Below are 16,960 nucleotides of genomic sequence, written 5' to 3' on the forward strand. Positions count from 1 at the left end.
ATCCGTAACAATTGAAATGACAGGGGAGGCCGCATATGGCCGATGAATCCGCCAATCAGGGCATTCCGGATCCGGAAGGTGCTGCTGATATTATTGAAACCGATTACGATATCGGACAGGACAACATCGAGGGGAACGTAGGCCCCTTCGGGTTTGATATTCACAATCCGGTCTTCCTGGTTTCCGGGCTGACCATCATTGCCTTCGTCTTCTATACGCTGGCGCTGCCGGAGCAGGCAGGTGCGGCCTTTTCCTGGCTCTTCAACAGCGTCACCAAGGGGTTCGACTGGTTCTTCCTGAGCGCCGCGAACATCTTTGTGATCTTCTGCCTGTTGCTGATCGTGACGCCGGTCGGGTCCGTCAGGCTGGGCGGGGCTGATGCGACGCCCGACTACACCTATGCCGGATGGTTCGCGATGCTGTTCGCGGCAGGCATGGGTATCGGGCTGATGTTCTACGGCGTATCGGAGCCGATGAGCCATTTCTCGTCATCTCTCGGCGGGACAGTGGTCGGCGAAGATGGCGTACGCACCGACTGGGCGCCGCTTGGCGCCGCAGAGGGCGATCAGGAGGCAGCGATCCGGCTGGGCATGGCGGCGACGATCTTCCACTGGGGCCTGCACCCCTGGGCGATCTACGCGGTGGTGGCTCTGGCGCTGGCGCTGTTTTCCTACAATAAGGGGCTCCCGCTTTCCGTGCGCTCGGCCTTCTACCCGATCCTGGGCGAACGTGTCTGGGGCTGGTGGGGCCATATCATCGATATTCTTGCGGTGTTCGCGACCCTTTTCGGTCTGGCAACCTCGCTGGGCCTTGGTGCGACGCAGGCGAATGCGGGCCTGAACGAGCTGTTCGGGATCCCGATCAACAGTACCGTGGAAGTGATCCTGATTTCGGGTATCACCGCGATCGCCCTGATCTCGGTTCTGCGTGGTCTCGACGGTGGCGTGAAGGTGCTGTCGGAAATCAACATGGGTCTGGCACTGGCGCTGCTTCTGTTTGTGCTTTTTGCCGGGCCGACGCTGCTGATCATGACCGGCTTCGTCGATTACCTGTGGGCCTACATCCAGAAATTGCCGGCGCTGTCGAACCCGGTCGGGCGTGAGGACACCAACTTCATGCAGGGCTGGACCTCGTTCTACTGGGCGTGGTGGATTTCCTGGTCGCCGTTCGTGGGCATGTTCATCGCCCGCGTCTCGCGCGGCCGCACGGTTCGCGAGTTCGTGGTCTGCGTGCTGCTGATCCCGAGCCTCGTCTGCGTGTTCTGGATGTCCGTCTTCGGCGGCGTCGCGATCCAGCAGGTGGTCCAGGACGGATATACCGCCGCGCAGGACGCGGATCTGCCGCTGCAGCTGTTCAAGATGCTGGATGTGCTGCCGCTGGCGGGCATCACCTCGCTGATCGGGATCATCCTGGTGATCGTGTTCTTCGTGACCTCGTCGGACTCTGGCTCTCTGGTGATCGACACGATCACGGCCGGCGGCAAAGTCGACGCGCCGGTGCCCCAGCGGGTGTTCTGGTGCATCTTCGAAGGCGCCGTGGCGATCGTGTTGCTTCTGTCCGCGGGCGGGCTGCAGTCTCTGCAGTCGATGGTCATCTCGACCGGGTTGCCGTTCACCGTGGTGCTGCTGCTGATGTGCTGGGCGATCTGGCGGGGCCTGATGGCGGAGCGACAGGCGGCCTGATCCTTCAGCGAGACAGCTCTGGCGCTCCCGGGTTCAAATCCGGGGGCGCTTTTCATTGCGGAGGTCACACGGTTGCATCCGGCGATACGGGGGCGCAAATGGTGTGGACGCGAATTCAGACCGGAGCCGCCCCATGCAACTCGACCTCGCCTTCGTCCGTTCCCAGTTTCCCGCCTTCGGTGTCGAGGATCTTGGGAATCAGGGGTTCTTCGAGAATGCGGGCGGGTCCTATATGTGCAGGCCAGTGATGGAGCGGCTGGAGCGGTTCTTTCGCGAGCGAAAGGTTCAGCCCTATGCACCTTACGAGGCGAGCGAGCTGGGCGGCGAGGAGATGGACGAGTCGCGGAGCCGGCTGGCCGCGATGCTGGGGGTTGGGACGGACGAGCTGTCTTTCGGGCCCTCGACGTCGCAGAACACCTATGTGCTGGCGCAGGCGTTCAGGCGTTGGATGAAGCCGGGGGACGCCATCGTCGTCACCAACCAGGACCACGAGGCGAATTCGGGGCCGTGGCGGCGGCTGGCGGAGGACGGGTTCGAGATCCGGGAATGGAAAATCGACCCGGATACCGGGCATCTGGATGTCGCGGATCTGAAGGCGTTGCTGGACGACAAGGTACGGCTGGTCTGCTTTCCGCATTGTTCGAACGTCGTGGGCGAGATCAACGACGTGGCAGCGGTCGTTGGCGTTGCTCATGGAGCGGGCGCCTTTGTCTGTGTCGACGGAGTCAGCTATGCGCCGCACGGGCTGCCGGATGTGGGGGCGCTGGGGGCGGATATCTATCTGTTCTCCGCCTACAAGACCTATGGCCCGCATCAGGGGATCATGGTGATCCGGCGCGGGCTGGGCGAGCAGCTGCCGAACCAGGCGCATTACTTCAATGGCGGGACGCTTTACAAACGGTTCACGCCGGCCGGGCCGGATCATGCGCAGGTGGCGGGGTGTGCGGGGATCGCGGATTACATCGACCTGTTGCACGCCCGGCATTTCGAGACCGAAACGGATCCGAAAGTGCGGGCGGCGCGCGTGCATGACCTGCAGCGCGAGGCGGAGACAGAATTGCTGCAGCCCCTGCTGGATTACATCGCGGGGCGGAACGATGTTCGGCTTATCGGGCCGCGCAACGCCGCCGGGCGGGCGCCGACGGTCGCGGTTGCCTGCGACAAGCGGGGCGAAGGACTTGCTGCTGACCTGTCGCATCACGGGGTGATGGCGGGCGGCGGGGATTTCTATGCCGTGCGGCCGCTGGAAGCGCTGGGTGTCGATATGGAAAAAGGCGTGCTGCGGCTGAGCTTCGTCCACTACACCTCGACCGAGGATGTTGACCGGCTGATCCGGGCGCTAGATCACGTCCTGTGATTTTGCTCCCGGGGTAACGATTGCCTGAAGACTCTCCGATCATCGTCTGGATTCGCCGCGATCTGCGGCTCAGTGACCATGCTGCTCTGAGTGAAGCGGCAGGGACGGGGCGGCCGGTTGTGCCGGTCTTTATACTGGACGAAGTTGTTGAGAAGACTGGGGCGGCTGCGAAGTTCCGCTTCGGCCTTGGGATCGGGGCGTTTCAGGAGCGGATGGAGGGGATCGGTTCGCGGCTGATCCTGCGGCGCGGTAAGGCGCTGGAGGTGCTGCGCGCTTTGGTCGAGGAGACGGGCGCGGGCGCTGTCTGGTGGCAGCGTGCCTACGATCCGGAGGCGCAGGGCCGGGACCGGGAGGTCAAGGCGGCGCTGAAGGAGGATGGGGTCGATGCACGGTCCTTTGCCGGGCATGTGCTGTTCGAGCCGTGGACGGTGGAGACGGGAGCGGGCGGGTTCTACAAGGTCTTCACGCCGTTCTGGAAGGCGGTGCGCGGGCGGGCTGTGACGGAACCTCTGCCGACGGTGACGGAGTTGAAGGCGCCTGACGCCTGGCCTGAGAGCGACAAGTTGGACGACTGGAAGATGGGCGCGGCGATGCGGCGGGGTGCTTCGGTCGTCGCGGGACATGCGCTGGTAGGAGAGGAGGCCGCGCGCGGGCGGCTGGGCGCGTTCATGTCTCACGGGATCGCCGAGTATGGCGACAGGCGGAACCTGGCGGGAGAGGACGGAACCTCTGGCATGTCGGAGCCGCTGACCTATGGCGAGATCTCTCCGGCGACGTGCTGGCATGCGGGAATGCGGGCGCGGGACGACGGCAAGCGCGGTGCGGAGACATGGTTGAAGGAGCTGGCATGGCGTGAGTTTGCTTATCACCTGCTGCACCATACGCCGCGGCTGGCAACCGGGAACTGGCGCGAGGACTGGGACGGGTTTCCCTGGAGGGAAGACGCGGGCAGCGAGGCTGTGACGGCGTGGAAGCAGGGGCGGACCGGTGTGCCGTTTGTCGATGCCGCCATGCGCGAGATGTACGTGACCGGGCGGATGCACAACCGGGCGCGGATGATCGTGGCGAGTTACCTGACGAAGCACCTGCTGACGCATTGGAAGATCGGGATGGACTGGTTCGCGGACTGCCTGACCGACTGGGACCCGGCGTCGAATGCGCTGGGCTGGCAGTGGACGGCCGGGTCCGGGCCGGATGCGGCGCCGTATTTCCGGATCTTCAACCCGGAGACGCAGGCGGAGAAGTTCGACCTCGATGCGGTGTATCGCCGCCGCTGGATCGCCGAGGCTTATGCGAACCCGACGAAGACGGCGCTATCCTATTTCGATGCGGTGCCTCAGTCGTGGGGGTTGGAGCCGGACGCGGACTACCCCGATGCACCCATCGTGGCATTGGATGAAGGGCGGAAACTGGCGCTTGCCGCCTACGAGAACAGGGACTTCTGAGGTTCGGCCGATGTGTCGCCGCTGGAACAGGCGCGGCGGAAAATCCAGCGGCCTTCTTGCGGCGTGGCCGGGCAGTGCGGAAACTGGCGCAACAAAGCGTTCCTCGGAGATCCCCGAATGCCGACAGCCGCGAAACTTGTAGCCGCCATCCTGTTAGGCGTGATGGGGTGGTTCGTGGCCGACATGATCGTTCCGTACTTCCCGGAAGAGATGAAGCCTGGACGGTTTCGTGAAATCGTTGCAGCGATGGGTGTAATGGTTGGCTGGACCTTCCTCGGCCGACGTGCCGGCGGAGGGCTGTCCTATTCGTTCGGGCTCGGGCTGGCGGCATCCGGTCTGATGGTGTTCTGGTCGCTGTTCTTTCTGGCCGGTTACGAAATGGTCATTCGCTCGCTCAGGAAGAGCTATGCCGGGCCGATGGAGGGGCTGAAGGGGATGATGGAGATCGCGATCGAGTACCTGGTCTTCCTGAAGCCGCTGGAAGTTGCCGGAACATTGATCATCGGCGGCATGATCCTGGGCTTCGTCGTCGAACTGGTGGCGAAAAGATATCCCTGACCGATGTCTGTTTTTCTATATGGAACATTGCGGTATGAGCCGCTGTTAAGGCTCGTCCTGGGTGTGGATGGCGACCTTCCCGTGCGTTCTGCCATGCTGGCCGGTCACGCCGTCCGTTGGGCGAAGGGAGAGAGCTTTCCCTTGCTGATCGAGGCGCCCGGAGAGCGGGTCGAAGGTCTGCTGCTGGACGGAGTTACGCCGGAGGCGCTTGCGCGGGCGGATTACTATGAGGCCGCATTCGGATACGTGCGGGAGACCGTGACCGTCGAATGTGGCGGTGCGCCTGTCGATGCGGAGGTCTATGTGCCGCCGGAGGATCTGTGGCAGGTCGGTAAGCTGTGGGACCTTGTGGACTGGGCCGAGCGGTGGGGGAAACTGACGCTCAGGGCTGCCGACGAGGTTATGGGTCGGTTCGGGGTGGATGCGCCGGAGGATGTCGGCCGGAATTTCATGCAGACGCGCATGCGGGCGGCCTCCTGGGTGCGGGCGCGTGGTGACAGCGCTGCGAACCATGTGCGGGCAGGCATGACCGAGGCGGATGTCGCCTCGGCCGCACGGCGGCGGCCGTACCGGCATTTCTTCATGGTCGAAGAGCAGGACGTCAGTTTTCGCCAGTTCGGCGGCGGGCAGAGCGAGACGGTCACGCGCGCGGCTTTCGTCATGGGCGATGCCGTGACTGTGGTTCCTTACGATCCGGTGCGCGACCGTGTCTTGCTGATCGAACAGTTCCGGTTTGGCCCTTTTGCGCGTGGCGACTTAAACCCCTGGAGCATTGAACCGATTGCGGGACGGATCGACCCCGGCGAGGACCCGGTGACCGCCGCCATGCGCGAAACGCAGGAGGAAGCCGGGCTGACGCTGGACCGGCTGGAACAGGTGGCGCGGTACTATCCCTCGCCGGGCGCGATTACCGAGTATCTTTATTCCTATGTCGGGCTTGCCGACCTGCCGGACGACATCACCGGCATCGGCGGGGTCGAGGAAGAAGCCGAGGACATCCGGAGCTTTCTTCTCGATTTCGACGAGATGATGGAATTTCTGACCAGCGGCGAAGCCGAGAATGGACCGCTGATCCTGACGCTTCACTGGCTTGCGGCCAACCGGTCCAGATTGCGGGGCGGCGCTTGAGTTCCGAGGAATCGCAGCCTACACAAGACCCCTGTTCAGGCGATTTCCGGAGGGGCGCGAGATGCGGATTTACAAGGATTTGCCCGAAGCCGTGGGCCACACGCCGTTAATCCGGCTGAACGCGATTTCCGAGGCAACCGGCTGCGACATCTACGGCAAGGCGGAGTTCATGAATCCGGGCCAGTCGGTCAAGGACCGGGCGGCGCTGTACATCATCAAGGATGCGGTCGCGAAGGGCCATCTGGCACCCGGTGGAACCATCGTGGAGGGCACGGCCGGTAATACCGGGATCGGGCTGGCGCTGGTAGGCGCGGCGATGGGTTACAAGACGGTCATCGTGATCCCCGAGACGCAGAGCCAGGAAAAGAAGGACATGATCCGGCTGGCGGGTGCGGAGCTAGTCCAGGTGCCTGCCGTTCCGTACAAGAACCCGAACAATTACGTGAAGTATTCCGGCCGGTTGGCGGAGAAACTTAATGAGATCGAGCCGGGCGGCGCCATCTGGGCGCAGCAGTTCGACAACGTTGCGAACCGGCAGGCGCATGTGGAAACCACCGGCCCCGAAATCTGGGAGCAGACCGGCGGGAAGGTGGACGGGTTCGTGTCGGCGGTCGGGTCGGGCGGAACGCTTGCGGGTGTCGCGGAGGCGCTGCAGCACAAGGGTGTTAAGATGGCGCTGGCCGACCCTTTGGGCGCCGCGCTTTACAGCTTTTACACGGACGGCGTGTTCAAGGCCGAAGGCAGCTCGATCACGGAAGGGATCGGGCAGGGGCGGATCACCGCGAACCTCGAAGGGTTCACGCCGGACTTCGCCTATCAGATCCCGGACGAGGAGGCTCTGCCGTATGTCTTCGACCTTTTGAAGAACGAAGGTCTTTGCATGGGCGGTTCCACCGCGATCAACATGGCCGGTGCCGTACGGATGGCGAAGGACATGGGACCGGGCCACACGATTGTCACCGTGCTGTGCGACTTTGGCTCGCGCTATCAGTCGAAGCTGTTCAACCCCACTTTCCTGAAGGAAAAGGGTTTGCCGGTTCCGGACTGGCTGGATGAAGATCCGCGTATCTTGCCCGAGGTGTTCGAAGACGCATGAGGCGCTTTGCCGCGATCCTGATCCTGCTGCTCTGCCTGCTGGCAGGAGGGTTTGGCGCACCTGCGGCGTGGGCGCAGGACGCGGCAACGGAAATTCCTCCGGATGACTCGGACGAGTGGGATCCGGACTACACGTACGACGCCTGGGACAATGTTGCGACGCGCGCCGAGGCTACCCTCAACGACGGCACCGCGAGCAACGAGGAACTGGAAGAACTGCGCGCGGAAATGGTTCTGTGGCGGCAGTATTTCCTTGCTGCACAGGATACGAACGCGGCGCAGATCTCGTCTCTGCAGGACCAGCTCGATGCGCTCGGACCGGCGCCGGATGACGGAGAGACGGAAGCAACGGAGATCACGCAGAGGCGTGAAAGGCTGACAGTCGATCTGAACGACCTGATGGTGCCCGTCCGCACTGCCGAGGCTGCATACCGCAGGGCCGAAGCGATCATCCGTCAAATCGATACCCTGATCCGGCAGCGCCAGACCGGAGAATTGTTGACCCGCGGGCCGACGCCGGCAAATCCGACGATCTGGCCTGAGGCGCTTGCGGAGGTATCCTCTGCGTTCGAGGCGGTCTGGTCCGAGTTCCGCGATGCCTGGGCGCTTCCGGAGACGCGTCAGCAAGTGCGCAAGCAATTGCCGGAAACGTTGTTCTTTCTTGCAGTCGCTGCCTTGCTGGTGCTTCGCGGGCGCAGCGCGATGGTCTGGCTTACGCAGGCCGTGCTGAACCGCAGCAAGGGCAGGGCGCGACGACTGGCTGCGGTCATGACGTCGCTGTTGCAGGTAATCCTGCCGGTCCTGGGCCTGGCCCTGTTGGCCGCAGCGATCATGGCGACCGGCCTGGTCGGCGAGCGTGGAATTGCTGTGGCTGTGGCCCTGCCTCTCTTCGGCCTTTTCCTGTTCGGCGCCCGCTGGCTGGGCCTTCGGCTTTATCCGCTGGATCCGGATGCGCCGCAGCCGCTTCCCGGTACGTCGCACCGCGGACGTGAAATGCGGTTCTACATAACGCTCGCCGGTCTGATGACCGGGTTGCTGGCTCTTCTGGAAAGGCTGCGAGAGTTCGAGGAATTCTCGCCCGAAACCCTGGCGGTCGTGTTTTTCCCGCTCTTTACGGTGGCCGGACTTGTCTATGTCCGGATCGGGCGAATCCTGTCGGCCAGCGTAGAGGAAGCGCGGAAGGATGACGATATCGACGTCTCTTTCGCGCAGCGGAGTCAAAGGCTGATCGGTCAGCTCGTCGTCATTCTGGGCATTGCCGGTCCGGTCGTGGCGCTGGCGGGGTATCGTAACCTTGCCTATCAGATGATTGTGCCGACTGCGACCACCCTGGCGCTGCTCGGACTCCTGAGAATTCTGCACGATGTCGTCGTGGAACTGTACGCAATCGTCACGCGGCGGAGCCATGAAGAAGCGCAACAGGCCCTGATGCCGAGCCTGCTGAGTTTTCTGCTGGCGATGGCGTCTTTGCCGCTTTTCGCCCTCGTGTGGGGCGCGCGCGTCGCCGATATCACCGAGATCTGGAACAAGGCCCAGGAAGGCATAACGATTGGCGATGCGCGGATATCGCTGTCGACCTTCCTGACCTTCCTTGTCGTCTTTGGCGTCCTCTACACCGCAACCCGGCTGTTCCAGGCGGCGCTGAAGGCATCGATCCTGCCGAAGACCAGTATCGATCCGGGCGGGCAGAACGCCATCGTATCGGGGATAGGGTACCTTGGCATCGGCCTGGGCGTGATGATCGCGGTCACAACGGCCGGGATTGACCTGTCGGCTTTGGCATTCGTTTTCGGTGCGCTGTCGGTCGGTATCGGCTTCGGTCTGCAGAACATCGTGTCGAACTTCATTTCCGGCATTATCCTTCTGGTGGAGCGGCCCGTCGCAGAAGGCGACTGGATCGAAGTCGGCGGGCATATGGGGATCGTGAAATCGATCTCGGTCCGGTCGACCAAGATCCAGACCTTTGACCGCAACGATGTCATCGTGCCGAATGCCGATTTCATCTCGGGTGCGGTGAAGAACTGGACGAGGGGAGACTCGACGGGCCGGATCATCGTGACGGTCGGGGTAGCCTATGGCACGGACACGCGGAAGGTGGAGCGTATCCTGAAGGAGATCGTGTCGAACCATCCGCTGGTGTCGCTGGACCCGGAGCCGATGGTCGACTTTCTGGAGTTCGGCGCGTCGAGCCTGGATTTTCAGGTCCGCGCGGTGCTGCCGGATATCGCGTTCGGCCTGCCGGTTCGCACCGAGATCCGGCACCAGATAGCGGAGCGTTTCGCCGAGGAAGGCATCGAGATACCCTTTGCCCAGCAGGATATCTGGATCCGCAATGCCGAGGCTCTGCGGCCGGGCAAGGCGGTTGTGCCGGAGGATCCCGATCCGTTGCCGGAGCCGCCGGCCGATGACCACATGGTGCCCGGCGATCCGGTGGGCGAGGCCGACAGCGGAGAAGCGGACGGAGACAGTACATGACCGACAAGGCGTTTCTGAGCACACCGTACGCCCGCGAGGCGGAAGCAACGGTGCAGGACGTGACCGAGGACGGGCGGATCGTGCTCGACAGCACCATCTTCTATGCGACCGGCGGCGGGCAGCCGGGCGACAGCGGCTGGTTGAGTTGGGAGGATCAGGAGATCGCCATCACCGATACGGTGAAAGGCGAAAACGGTGATGTGGTGCTTGTCCCGGAATCCGGGGAGGTTCTGCCGGTGCACGGGCAGAAGGTTCACCAGCGGCTCGACTGGGAGCGGCGCTATTCGCATATGCGGGTCCACACGGCGCTGCATCTGCTGTCGGTAGTCATTCCGCTGCCGGTGACGGGCGGGTCCATTGCAGTCGGCAAGGGGCGGCTGGACTTCGCGATGCCGGAGCCTCCGGAAGACAGGCAGGGGCTGGAGGATCATCTGAACGAACTGATCGCGCGGGACCTGGCGGTGACGCAGGACTGGATCAGCGAGGACGATCTCGACGCCAATCCCGGGCTCGTGAAGACGATGTCCGTCCAGCCGCCGCGCGGTGCGGGGCGCGTGCGACTGATCCGGATCGGGGCCGGGGAGACGCAGATCGACCTGCAGCCCTGCGGCGGCACGCATGTGGCGCGAACCGGCGAGATCGGTACGGTGCGGCTGGGCAAGATCGAGAACAAGGGCAAGCAGAACCGGCGTGTGAACCTGCTGCTTGACGGATAGGGCAAGGCCGATAGGGTCGGCCGCCTACCAATGGAGCGCGAATTGACCGACCGAACCACACCGCCGGACTGGCTGGACGCGAACCGCGCGACCTGGGACGAGCGGGTCGGTCTGCACCTGAAATCCGATGCCTACGATCTGGCACCGCTGCGCGAGGGCAGGGCGGTTCTGCACCCGATCGAGGAGGCCGAGATCGGCGATGTGGCCGGGCTGCGGATCGCGCACCTTCAATGCCATTTCGGCCGCGATACCCTGACATTGGCACAGAAGGGCGCTGCGCGCGTCGTCGGTCTGGATCTGTCTGGCGAAGCCATCCGTGTGGCGCGGGAACTGGCGGGCGAGTTGGGACTGGCGGACCGGGCCACATTCGTCGAGGCCGATCTCTATTCCGCGCCCGAGGCGCTGGCGGAGGATGGGCCGTTCGACATGGTCTTCGTGACCTGGGGTGCGATCGGCTGGTTGCCGGATCTCGATCGCTGGGCGCGGATCGTGGCGGAACTGCTGAGGCCGGGCGGGCGGCTTTATCTGGCCGAGGGACATCCAGCGGCGATGGTCTTTGACACGGATGCCGGTGAAGCGGCAGATGAAAAACCGGCCTGGCGCTATCCATACATGGACTTCGGCCTGCAGAAAGAAGAAGCGCCAAAGGACTACACCGGTGATTTTCCCGATCTGGAAGCCGGCCACGAGTACTGGTGGGATCATCCGTTGAGCGAGATCCTGTCGGCGGTCGCATCGGCGGGGTTGCGTCTCGACTGGTTCCACGAGCACGACCAGGTACCGTGGCCGATGTTCAGTTTCCTGGCTCCGGCGCCCGGGGCGATGTACCGCTGGCCGGATCGCCGCTGGCTGCCGCTGGCATTCTCGCTGCAGGCCAGCAAATAGGGCGTATTTCCCCTTGCAACGGGGCAAGGTGGGCGGATACATAGCCCGGACCGGAGAGGTGGCCGAGTGGTCGAAGGCGCACGCCTGGAACGCGTGTAGGCGGGAAACCGTCTCCAGGGTTCGAATCCCTGTCTCTCCGCCACAAAACTTCGTAACAGTTCGTAATTAAACGTTTGTTTCTGTGATGGGCTGGATTGTATCCATCCAGCCCTCCAAAAAATCCGAGCTATCAATGCAGACAAGTATATCAGTGATCTACCGGCTCAGTATGCTGATTCATGAGCTCCAAGCATCGACGAAGCAACTCGTCGATCCCGCAGAAGCAATGCGCGGACCTAAATCTCCAATGTTCAATCTCTAAGCGGATTTCTTTTGTTCGCAATTGAGTTGCAGAAAGTTTCGGCTCTGAGCGGACGTTGGAAACTACCGTGATGCTGTAAGCCTGAACGGAGCGAATTAAAGAATGCCGCCTCCAAAAGGAGCCGGTCAGCCAGCATCCACAGTGAAGTCGCGCGCGTTTTCCCCCGACTACCGGTTCGCCGGCAGTGTAAAGGCTGCGCGCATGCCGCCGGATGGTGTGTCGCCGAGGTTCAGCGCCCCGCCGTGGCGCTCGACGATGCGGCGGGTAAGCGCAAGGCCCAGACCGTCCCCGTCGGCATTGCCGCCGCGGGCGATGTTGCCATGCTGGAACGGCTGCAGCAGCCGCTCGCGTTCTTCCATGGGGATGCCCGGACCGTCATCCTCGACGGCGACTGTGTGCCATTGGCGCCCGGGCACCAGGACGACGCGGGGGGTGGCGCCGTATTTCAGCGCGTTGTCGATCAGGTTTGCCACCGCGCGCCCCAACAGCTGCCCGTTCCCCTGCGCCTCTGCCGGGGCGTCCGGCTTGCCGTCGACAAGGGGGATGCCGGCCTCTTCGGCCAAATCGGCAAGCAGCGCGCGCAGGTCGACCTTGTCATCCAGGCTGGGGCCATCGGCCTGGGCAAGCTGGAAGGCGGCATCGGCAACCCGCTCGATCTGCGTGATGTCCCGGCCCGCGGCCTCCTGCAACTCGGGGTCAAGTTTGCGCAGACGAAGCGTAAGCCGCGCCAGCGGTGTGCGGACATCGTGGGACAGGGCGATCAGCATGTCCGTCCGGTTGCGGTCGGCGCGGGCAATGCGGTGCTGCATGTCATCGAAGGCAAGGACCATCGCCCGCAGATCCGGTGCCCGCGGCAGCGGAATTGTGCGAGGTTCCAGATCGCGCCCGAAGGACTCTGCTGCCTCAGCCAGCCGGCGCAACGGCCGCGTCTCGCGCCAGACGACGATCATCACGATCAGGGCAAGCAGCGTGGCAAGCAGCGCCGAGACCATGCCGACCGGCAGCCCGGCCAGCGACAGCCCCGGTGTCAATCGGCGCCCAACGGAGAGCCAGGTTTCGTCGGAAAGCTGGACAAGCAGCTGAAGCCTGCCAGGAGAAATCCAGGCGCGCGCGCCCGGAAACCAATCGAAACGCGTACTTTCCGGGGCAGTCAGCCGCACTTCGTGGCCGGCCATGAAATCGGAATACTGGGAAAATCCCGCGGTCAGCCTGGGCAGGATCTGGCGGCCCCTGATTTCCTCTTCGGGATCCACGCCATGCCGCAACACCAGGCCGGAGCCGAAAAAGGCCCGCGCGAGCAGATCGCGTTCCTCTGGTCCGGCGTTGTCAAACAGTCTGACGGTGGCCTCCATCTGGTCGGCCGCAGGAAAGATATGGCGTCCCGGCAGGGTGTCTTGCCGGTCGATCAGATACACGGCCAGGACCAGCGCCTGCGTCAGGAACATGCCGAGAGCGATGAACAGGATCAGCCGGCCGGTAAGGCCGAGGCGGTTCATGCCCGCGATCTCCGGACCTGCGGCGCGAACAGATAGCCGCCGCCGCGCACCGTCTTGATGATTTCACGCGTGTCCGGCGTATCGCCGATCTTGCGACGCAGCTTGGAGACCTGCACGTCGATCGCCCGGTCGAACGGGCCGCTCATCCGCCCGCGTGTCACGTCCAGCAGGTGATCACGGCTTAGAACCCGGCCCGGCGCCATCACGAAATGCACGAGAAGGTCGAACTCGCCGGAGGACAGCCGCGCATCGGTTCCAGTCTCGCGGTCGGTCAGGCTCCGGGCGGCAAAATCCATCCGCCAGCCAAGGAAGTCGGCCACGTCTCGCGGACTGGCCACATCCGGACGAAGCCGTCGCAGCACCGCGCGGACCCGGGCCGTCAGTTCGCGCGGGTTGAACGGCTTGGCGATGTAGTCGTCGGCACCAAGTTCCAGCCCGATGATGCGGTCGATGTCGCTGCCGCGCGCCGTCAGCATCAGGATACCGAACCGTCCCTGCGGCGCCAGCCTGCGGCAGACCGACAGTCCGTCTTCCCCGGGCAGCATCACGTCCAGAAGCAGCAGATCGGGCGTGTCGCGCAGAAGGTGTTCGTCAAGCTCTGCCGCGCTGCCCAGGGAGGCCACGTCAAAGCCGCCCTCCTCCAGCATGGCGGCGGTCAATGCGCGCAGTTCGGCATCGTCTTCGACAAGAGCAATGCGGCGCCGGTTCTCGGGCGTTTCCATCGCGCGACACTAGCCCAGCCTGCAGTCGACCTGAAGTCGCAGCGGGGCTGCTTAACAAAAGGTTACAAAACTTTTCCCGCCGCACATGAAGTGCTTACAAGCACGCGCCACAGAGCCCGGAAGGTCAAGATCAGGGCACGGCAATGAAATCTAGCACCTCTGCGCGCAAGAGACCCGGAACACCATTCGGGCGGGTGCAGAGTGCATGCCGCCAATGTCTCTGATGCAATGGCCGGTTTTCCCATGGTCACCCCGGTCTTTCCGCCCGGGGTGACTTTTCCCGTGCGATCAAGTCGAACCGAAGCGAAGGAAGAATGACATGAAGCAACTCGTCTGGGCGGCTGCGATGGCGGTTATCGCGGGGCAGGTGGCTGCACAGGGCGCGGGCCCGGAATGGCACGGCATGGCCGCACTAGGGCTGCGGACGGCGCCGGTTTTCGAGGGCAGCCAGGACTATGAAACCCTCGTGGTCCCGTTTGTCAGCCTGGATTACGGACGGGTAAGCCTTGGTCGCGACGGACTGGCCATTACCGCCTTCCGTGAGGGAGGGGCGACCCTTTCGGCGACCATCGGCTATGGGGGCGGGCGCGACGGGGCCGATCTGGAGCTGCCGGGGCAGGCCGACATCGACGACGCCTTCCGCGTCGGTTTCGTTGGCAGCTACGATACCCGGATCGGCCGGATCCATGGTTCGCTGCAGCATTACCTTGCGGGGACCGAGGGTACCTCGGCGACGTTCGGGCTGGCGAACCGCGTTCCGGTGACCGAGCGGCTGAACCTGAGCGCCGATCTGTCGCTGACCTTCTCGGATGACAAGTACATGGAAGGTTATTTCGGCCTGGACAACGAAGCCGCCATGGATGCCCATCAACCGATCTACGAAATCGGCGGCGGCTTTCGGCGCGCGCAGCTTGGACTGGGGGCGACCTACCGGCTGTCCGAGAACCTGCGTCTTGGCGGACAGGTTTCCGTCGCGCAGCTTGGATCGGAAGTCCGGGACAGCCCCGTCGTGCAGGAGGATCTGAGCGTGACGGGCATGGTCTTCCTGGGTTTCGCCTTCTGACCGTTCCACCCGGCGACAGGATCGCGCCCGCCGCACTTACAAAGCTTAACAAAACTTTTCCCGCCGGAAATCCGCGCTTTACGCCGGCCAGCGACAAGGCGGCGTCCTTCGGTGAACCGGCAAACCGGTTGGCCGATCTGCGACAGAATGAAAGGAAGCAACCATGACCCTGAAGATCACTGCGATCTCCACTGTACTTGCCCTCGGTCTCGCCGGTCAGGCAGCGGCCGACGGGACCACGATCATCGGCCCCAACGGCGGAGTGGTGCACGGCACCGGCTCGTCGCACGGCGTCGTCGTCGTAGGGAACGACTACCGCCCCGTTGTGCGGCGCACCCGCTGCCAAGAAGGGCCTAACGGAAACACGTTGTGCAGCACCCGGTTGTGGCTGGACGACGACCCGAAGCGGGTGATCATCCTCGGGAACTGAGGTCCGCTTCTCGAAACCCGCGGCGTGCCGGCGGTCTGGTTGCCTAGAATCGGATCGCCGGCATTTGTTTTTCCGCCCTCCCCGGATTCCCCGTCATCGCCGTCCGGGCCGCCTTGCCAGTCGGCCCGGACGGTCAGGTGGGCCCACGGAATCCGGACGCGATCTGAATTGCCTGAAGACCCATTGGGCGCCTTTACCTGTAAAGAAAACAAAGGATTAATACATTGAATAAGACCACGCCGATTACCGTTGAAGCACCCCTGATCGATCCGGACTGGCTGCTTGAAGATCCGCATGCCCGGTTCGCCGAACTGCGCAGGGACCACCCGGTCATCCGCATCAACCTGCAAAGCTATTACGTTCTTCGCGCCGCTGACGTCGTGCCGCTGCTGAAGGACGACCGGACGGTCCAGATCGAAGGCCGTGACTACGTCGCGCATCACAATGTGCCCGATGGCGCGATGGCCCGTTTCCTGAACGACATCCTGCTCTTCGCCAATGGCAAGGACCACCGGACCAAGCGCGGCCCCTTTGCCCGCGCCTTTTCGCATCAGGCCATCTTGCCGTCGAAAAACCGTATCCGGGCCGTCGCGCGCAAGATCGTCGCCGACCTTCCGCGCGGCGAAAGCTTCGACTTCGTCGAGCGCATGGCGGCACGGGTTCCGGCCGAGATGATCGCCGCGATCATCGGGTTTCCGGTTGCCGACGCCTCCTATTTTGCCTCGCGCATCTACGAGATGGCCGGCGCGATCGGGCCGGTTTATCCGGTAGAGAAACACGACCGGGTCGAGATCGCGGCGCGCGAGGCGTTCGCCTATGTCGAGGAGCAGATGACCGCCCGGCTGGCCGCGCCCACGGACGATCTTCTGTCCCGGCTGGTCACCGACTGGCAGCAGACGCGGGGCATGGAATTCAGCTGCCTCGTCAATCAGGTGCTGGCCTTTGTGCTTGGCGGCAGCGACACGACCCGCGCCGCCTTTGCCAATGCGGTGGCCCTGCTGCGCCAGCGCCCGGACGACTGGGCCGCGCTGCAGGCTGACCCGTCCCTTGTCCCCGGAGCGATCTCGGAAAGCATGCGGTTCGACCCCTCGGTCAGCAATGTCCCGCGCTTCACGCTGGAGCCGATCCGGATCGGCGGGACAACCGTGCCGGCCGGCGTTCTGCTGCAGCTCAGCACGATGTCCGCGATGCGGGATCCGGAGATGTACAGCAGGCCGGACGAGTTCCTGATGCGCCGGACCGACCACCCCCGCCTGCACCTTGTCTTCGGCCACGGCCCGCACCGCTGCATCGGCGAGATGCTGGCCCGGCTGGAGATGGAGGAAAGCCTGAAGGCCCTTCTGGAAGACGCGCCGGGTATCGAGATCCAGACGCCCCCGCGGATGATCGGGTTCGGCGGCATCCGGCAGATCACGCCGATGATGGTCCGCATTCCGTAAGCAATCTTCCCTGAAACCCACAGCCACGCGGCATCGGACGGTTTGCGCCTTTCGATGCCGCACCTGCGTCCGGCGCGCCGGACAAGCGAACGACATGAAAGCCTTTCC

General features: G+C 63.8%; 14 protein-coding genes and 1 tRNA gene. 13 read left to right on the plus strand and 2 right to left on the minus strand.

The features are described from left to right. The first annotated feature begins 35 nt into the window (after nucleotides 1-35). The 10 genes from HCO70_RS07180 (at nucleotide 36) to HCO70_RS07225 (ending at nucleotide 11,483) form a co-directional block, all read left to right on the plus strand. Nucleotides 36-1,682, plus strand: coding sequence for a BCCT family transporter (locus tag HCO70_RS07180; RefSeq protein ID WP_172294429.1), 1,647 nt, complete (start codon nucleotides 36-38; stop codon nucleotides 1,680-1,682). Nucleotides 1,683-1,815: 133 nt separating this feature from the next. Next, nucleotides 1,816-3,039 carry an aminotransferase class V-fold PLP-dependent enzyme gene (locus HCO70_RS07185; protein ID WP_172294431.1) on the plus strand — a complete coding sequence of 408 codons (1,224 nt, stop codon included), beginning with the start codon at nucleotides 1,816-1,818 and terminating at the stop codon, nucleotides 3,037-3,039. Nucleotides 3,040-3,059: 20 nt separating this feature from the next. Continuing rightward, entirely contained in the window at nucleotides 3,060-4,484 is a 1,425-nt protein-coding gene (locus HCO70_RS07190; RefSeq protein ID WP_172294433.1) for a deoxyribodipyrimidine photo-lyase, read from the plus strand. 117 nt (nucleotides 4,485-4,601) lie between these two features. Further along, entirely contained in the window at nucleotides 4,602-5,042 is a 441-nt protein-coding gene (locus tag HCO70_RS07195; protein ID WP_172294434.1) for a TrgA family protein, read from the plus strand. A gap of 3 nt (nucleotides 5,043-5,045) precedes the next feature. After that, nucleotides 5,046-6,170, plus strand: a complete 1,125-nt coding sequence (locus HCO70_RS25040; RefSeq protein ID WP_172294436.1) for a gamma-glutamylcyclotransferase — start codon at nucleotides 5,046-5,048, stop codon at nucleotides 6,168-6,170. Between the two features lie 61 nt (nucleotides 6,171-6,231). After that, nucleotides 6,232-7,266: a cysteine synthase A gene (locus tag HCO70_RS07205; protein ID WP_172294438.1), complete on the plus strand. Its 1,035-nt coding sequence runs from the start codon at nucleotides 6,232-6,234 to the stop codon at nucleotides 7,264-7,266. After that, nucleotides 7,263-9,740, plus strand: coding sequence for a DUF3772 domain-containing protein (locus tag HCO70_RS07210; RefSeq protein ID WP_172294440.1), 2,478 nt, complete (start codon nucleotides 7,263-7,265; stop codon nucleotides 9,738-9,740). The genes HCO70_RS07205 and HCO70_RS07210 overlap by 4 nt, the downstream gene beginning before the upstream one ends. Beyond that, nucleotides 9,737-10,456, plus strand: coding sequence for an alanyl-tRNA editing protein (locus HCO70_RS07215; protein WP_172294442.1), 720 nt, complete (start codon nucleotides 9,737-9,739; stop codon nucleotides 10,454-10,456). Before HCO70_RS07210 ends, HCO70_RS07215 begins: the two co-directional genes overlap by 4 nt. Before the next feature lie 42 nt (nucleotides 10,457-10,498). After that, nucleotides 10,499-11,341 (plus strand): bifunctional 2-polyprenyl-6-hydroxyphenol methylase/3-demethylubiquinol 3-O-methyltransferase UbiG, encoded by an 843-nt coding sequence (locus tag HCO70_RS07220; RefSeq protein ID WP_216665289.1) that lies wholly within the window; start codon nucleotides 10,499-10,501, stop codon nucleotides 11,339-11,341. A 52-nt stretch (nucleotides 11,342-11,393) separates the two neighbouring features. Continuing rightward, nucleotides 11,394-11,483, plus strand: a tRNA-Ser gene (locus HCO70_RS07225). A gap of 386 nt (nucleotides 11,484-11,869) precedes the next feature. Here the strand turns inward: HCO70_RS07225 and HCO70_RS07230 are convergent. Together HCO70_RS07230 and HCO70_RS07235 are read right to left on the minus strand one after the other, a co-directional pair. After that, a complete protein-coding gene (locus HCO70_RS07230) occupies nucleotides 11,870-13,198 on the minus strand; it encodes an ATP-binding protein (protein ID WP_172294446.1) in 1,329 nt (442 codons plus the stop codon). Continuing rightward, complete coding sequence (locus HCO70_RS07235; protein WP_172294447.1) at nucleotides 13,195-13,920, minus strand: response regulator; 726 nt, start codon at nucleotides 13,918-13,920, stop codon at nucleotides 13,195-13,197. Before HCO70_RS07235 ends, HCO70_RS07230 begins: the two co-directional genes overlap by 4 nt. Nucleotides 13,921-14,239: 319 nt before the next feature. Here HCO70_RS07235 and HCO70_RS07240 point away from each other — a divergent pair, with 319 nt between their 5' ends. From HCO70_RS07240 to HCO70_RS07250, 3 genes are all read left to right on the plus strand, one after another. Further along, a complete protein-coding gene (locus HCO70_RS07240) occupies nucleotides 14,240-14,983 on the plus strand; it encodes a MipA/OmpV family protein (protein ID WP_172294449.1) in 744 nt (247 codons plus the stop codon). A 163-nt stretch (nucleotides 14,984-15,146) separates the two neighbouring features. Next, nucleotides 15,147-15,413: a hypothetical protein gene (locus HCO70_RS07245; RefSeq protein WP_172294451.1), complete on the plus strand. Its 267-nt coding sequence runs from the start codon at nucleotides 15,147-15,149 to the stop codon at nucleotides 15,411-15,413. 224 nt (nucleotides 15,414-15,637) lie between these two features. Next, nucleotides 15,638-16,852, plus strand: coding sequence for a cytochrome P450 (locus HCO70_RS07250; RefSeq protein ID WP_172294453.1), 1,215 nt, complete (start codon nucleotides 15,638-15,640; stop codon nucleotides 16,850-16,852). The last annotated feature ends 108 nt before the right edge of the window (nucleotides 16,853-16,960 follow it).

The sequence above is a fragment of the Pseudoruegeria sp. HB172150 genome (assembly GCF_013184805.1).
Classification (GTDB): Bacteria; Pseudomonadota; Alphaproteobacteria; order Rhodobacterales; family Rhodobacteraceae; genus Psychromarinibacter.